This is a genomic window from Oscillibacter sp. CU971 (assembly GCF_905219725.1).
Classification (GTDB): Bacteria; Bacillota; Clostridia; order Oscillospirales; family Oscillospiraceae; genus Oscillibacter.
Genome location: NZ_CAJMXG010000274.1, coordinates 1 through 3370, shown reverse-complemented (window position 1 = coordinate 3370; position 3370 = coordinate 1). Strand labels below are relative to the sequence as shown.

The window sequence follows — 3370 nt, the reverse complement described above, 5'->3', positions numbered from 1 at the left end:
GCCATGTGGTGGGCATACTCGGCGTAGGCCGCGTCCCCGGCCTCCCGGATCTCGGACCTCGAAATGCCGGGGAAATACCGCTGGAGGATGTTGTAGATTTTTTTGGTGAAGTCCTTGGGCCGGTGGAGGCCCACGTAGTCATAGATAAATTTCGTGTCCTTGATTTCCGGGCAGTTCCCGGCAATGACCTCCGGGTAGTAGGCCACCACGGGGCAGTTGTAGTGGTTGTCCCCCAGGCCCTCGTCCAGGTTGTAGGTCATGCAGGGATAAAAAACGGCGTCCAGGCCCAGCTTGGAGAGGAACTGGATATGCCCGTGGGCCAGCTTGGCCGGGAAGCAGGCGGTGTCGCTGGGAATGGTGGCCTGGCCCTTGAGGTAGAGGTCCCGGCTGGAAAGGGGGCTGTGGTACACGGCAAAGCCCAGCTTGGTGAAGAAGGTGTGCCAGAAGGGCAGCAGTTCCCACATATTGAGGCACAGGGGAATCCCGATCTTCCCCCGCTTTCCGGGAACGGGCTTGTAGCCCAGAATCAGCTTCCGTTTGTAAGCGTACAGGTTCCGCTCCCCGCTGTCGGCCTTTCCGGTGACGGGGCGGTCGCAGCGGTTGCCGCTGATGAAAGTCTCTCCCCCCGCGAAGGTGTTGACGGTGAGCTGGCAGTTGTTGCCGCAGAGGCCGCACACCCGGCTCTCCGTCTCCTGGGTGAAGTTCGCCAGGGCCTCCCGGCTCAAAAGGGCGCTCACCTTCCCCGGAACGGCCTTGCTCCGGCCGTAAAGGGCCGCGCCGAAGGCCCCCATGAGCCCGGCGATATCCGGGCGGATAACCTCCACCCCCATCTCCTTTTCAAAGGCCCGGAGCACCGCCTCGTTGTAGAAGGTGCCCCCTTGGACCACCACGTTCCTGCCCAGCTCCTCGGGGCTGGCGGCCCGGATGACCTTGTAGATGGCGTTTTTCACCACGGAAATGGAGAGGCCCGCCGAGATGTTCTCCACGCTGGCCCCGTCCTTCTGGGCCTGCTTCACGCTGGAGTTCATGAAGACGGTGCAGCGGCTTCCCAGGTCCACGGGCCGGTCCGCGAAGAGGCCCAGCTCCGCAAAGTCCTTCACGTCGTGGCCCAGGGCCTGGGCGAAGGTCTGGAGGAAGCTGCCGCAGCCGGAGGAACAGGCTTCATTTAAAAAGATGTTGCTGATGGCCCCGTCCTCGATTTTAAAGCACTTCATATCCTGCCCGCCGATGTCGATGATAAAATCCACATTGGGCAGGAAATGCCTTGCGGCGGTGAAATGGGCCACGGTTTCCACCACGCCGTAGTCGCCGTGGAAGGCGTTTTTCGCCAGCTCCTCGCCGTAGCCGGTGGTGGTGACGGAGGCCACCTGCAAGGCCGGATGCTCGTCGTAAAGCTGCTGGAGCACGCCCCGGATCAGGGGCACGGGATTGCCAAGATTAGGCCGGTAGTCCGTAAACAGCAGCCGGGCCTCCTGGTCGATGACCGCCACCTTGACGGTGGTGGACCCGGAGTCGATGCCAATGTGGACCGGGGCGGCGTAGTCCGGGCCGAAGGGGGCCCGGGCAACCTTCGCCCTGGCGTGGCGGGCCTGGAAGGCCGCGTATTCCTCCCGGGTCTCAAACAGCGGCGGCTGGCTCCGGTAAGTCTCGGAGGCCCCCCGCTCCCGGANGCGGTCCGCCAGCGCGCTTAAATCGAAGCTCTGGTCGGCGTAGAACGCCGCGCCCAGGGCCACAAACAGAAGGCTGTTCTCCGGGCAGGTCCCGGCGACGCCTAAGGTTTTGTCAAAGCTCTNCCGGAGGCATTTGGANAAGGTNAGCGGCCCGCCGAGATACAGGACGTTTCCCTTGATGGGCCGNCCCTGGGCCAGGNCCGCGATGGTCTGGTTCACCACCGCCTGATAGATGCTGGCGGCGATGTCCGTGGCCCGCGCGCCCTGGTTGATGAGGGGCTGCACGTCGCTTTTGGCGAAGACGCCGCAGCGGGAGGCAATGGTGTAGGTCTTTTCCGCCGTCTGCGCGGCCAGGTCCATCTCGTCGGCGGTCATTTTCAGCAGGGTCGCCATCTGGTCGATGAACGCCCCGGTGCCCCCGGCGCAGGAGCCGTTCATGCGGACCTCCATGCCGCCGGTGAGAAAGAGGATCTTCGCGTCCTCGCCCCCCAGCTCTATTACCACATCGGTGCCCGGGACCAGCCGTCCCGCGGCCACCCGGGTGGCGAAGACCTCCTGAACAAAAGGCACGCCCACGCTCTCCGCCATGCCCATTCCGGCGGAGCCGGAAATGGCCAGCTCCGCCCTTCCGGACGGGACATACTGCCCGGCCACCCGGCGCAGCAGCTCCTCGGACTTCTCCAAAATATGGCTGAAGTGCCGCTCGTAGGTGCTGTATACGATGTTGTCCGCGCCGTCCAGCACCACGCATTTGATGGTGGNGGACCCCACGTCAAGGCCAATCTTCAAGCCGCGCTCCTCCTTTAGGCAAACGATTACCCGCCGTCCATCCGGCAGGAACCGCAAAGTATCATATCTTTGGTATCATACACGCTTTCGACGACTTTTTCAATCGGAAATCCCTTTCAAAACTGTAAAGAACCTGTTAAAAATGGCCTGTCCGACCGGGCTTGCGGATTCTCCGGGGACGTGCTATACTCATCTTATTCACGACGAAAGCGAGGCATGACCATGAAAACCGTACTCCTCCACTGCTGCTGCGCCCCCTGTTCGTTGAGCTGCATCGACCCCCTCCGCTCCGAGGGCGTTGAGCCCGTGGNTTTCTGGTACAACCCCAATATCCACCCCTGGAAGGAGTACCAGGCCCGGCGGGACTGCCTGCTGGAGTACGCCCCCGCCATCGGCATGGAGGTGCGGGTGCGGGAGGACTATGGCTTAAAGGAGTTCTGCCGCCAGGTGGCGGGGGACATTGACCACCGCTGTACCTACTGCTACGAGCACCGGATCGAGGGAACGGCGAANTACGCCGCGGAGCACGGCTTTTCCTCCTTCACCACCACCCTGCTGGCCAGCCTCTACCAGGATCACGAGGGCATCGTCCAGGCTGCGGAGCGGTACGCGGCGCAGTACGGCGTGGAATTTTTCTACCGGGACTTCCGGCCCAATTTCCGGGAGGGCAACCGCAGGGCCAGGGAGCTGGGTTTTTATATGCAGAAATACTGCGGCTGCGTCTTCTCGGAGCAGGACCGTTATCAGAAGCAGATCGACCGTGACAAGGAAAAATTCCTGGAGAACTGACGCAAAAAACCGTGAAGCAAACAAAAGAACGACCGAAGGGCTTGCGCCCTTCGGTCGTTTTGGTGCGCTGAGACTTCGTTGCCGTCGCTCCGGCCCGGTTCATCACCAGACAACCAGAGCGC

General features: G+C 62.4%; 2 protein-coding genes. One reads left to right on the top strand and one right to left on the bottom strand.

Annotated elements, in window-relative coordinates:
* The coding region (locus JX325_RS13955; protein ID WP_204791697.1) for an acyl-CoA dehydratase activase at positions 1–2459 on the bottom strand (2459 nt) is incomplete at its 3' end.
* A gap of 222 nt (positions 2460–2681) precedes the next feature.
* Between JX325_RS13955 and JX325_RS13950 the strand changes: the two genes are divergently transcribed.
* Positions 2682–3248, top strand: a complete 567-nt coding sequence (locus JX325_RS13950) for an epoxyqueuosine reductase QueH (protein WP_204791696.1) — start codon at positions 2682–2684, stop codon at positions 3246–3248.
* Positions 3249–3370 lie beyond the last annotated feature (122 nt).